General features: G+C 59.0%; 1 protein-coding gene. It reads left to right on the top strand.

Features of this window, described 5'->3' with window-relative positions:
* A partial coding sequence (locus C2M17_RS13315; RefSeq protein ID WP_158684025.1) for an Ig-like domain-containing protein occupies nucleotides 1-1,233 on the top strand: 1,233 nt, incomplete at both ends.

Raw genomic sequence — 1,233 nt, 5'->3', positions numbered from 1 at the left:
ATCACGGTACCGAGCTCGGCGATCAGCACGGATAGCAACGGCAACGTGACCGTCGTTGGGCAAGACCTTTCAAGCCTCGCCGACGGTGAATTGACCGTCACCATGACAGTGACCGACGCTGCCGGGAACACAGGCACGGTCACCGATACCACCACCCTAGATACGGGCGCACCTTCGGTGACCATCAACGACAACACCACCAATGACAGCACCCCAGCCTTGACTGGCACCATAGATGATCCAGAGGCGAGCATAGTGGTAACCGTTGAGGGTGTGGATTACGCCGCCACTAACAATGGCGACGGCACCTGGACCTTGGTGGACGACACCTTACCAGCGCTTATGGACGGAAGCTACCAGGTGACCGTGACCGCCACCGATGCGACGGGTAACAGCGGCACGTCCACGGGCACCTTAGTTATTGACACCAGCGCGCCAACCACGGGCGATGGTGCGAACAGCATTGCGTTCAACGACGGCGGCGATGAGCTGGTTAGCGCAAGTGAAGCAACCAACGTGACCCTTTCTGGCGTTGTCGAAGCCGGTGCCACCGTCGACAGCATCACCATCAGTGATGGTGTGACGACGATCACGGTACCGAGCTCGGCGATCAGCACAGATAGCAACGGCAACCTGACAGTCACTGGGCAAGATCTGTCAGGTCTCGCCGACGGTGAACTGACCGTCACCATGACAGTGACAGACGCTGCCGGGAACACAGGTACGGTCACCGATACCACCACCCTAGATACGGGCGCACCTTCGGTGACCATCAACGACAACACCACCAATGACAGCACCCCAGCCTTGACCGGCACCATAGATGATCCAGAGGCGAGCATAGTGGTAACCCTTGAGGGTGTGGATTATGTTGCCACCAACAATGGCGACGGCACCTGGACCTTGGTGGATAACACCTTGCCAGCGCTTATGGACGGTAGCTACCAGGTCACCGTGACTGCCACCGACGCGGCGGGTAACAGCGGCACGGCCACGGGTAACTTAGTCATTGATACCAGCGCGCCAACCACGGGCGATGGTGCGAACAGCATCGCGTTCAATGACGGCGGCGATGAGTTGGTAAACGCGAGCGAAGCGACCAACGTGACCCTTTCTGGCGTTGTCGAAGCCGATGCCACCGTCGACAGCATCACCATCAGTGATGGTGTGACCACCATCACGGTACCGAGCTCGGCGATCACTTTGGATAGCAACGGCAACGTGACCGTCGTA

This window comes from Pseudoalteromonas sp. T1lg10 (genome assembly GCF_002964545.1).
Lineage (GTDB): Bacteria > Pseudomonadota > Gammaproteobacteria > Enterobacterales > Alteromonadaceae > Pseudoalteromonas.
This window is presented reverse-complemented; position numbering and strand designations above follow the sequence as displayed.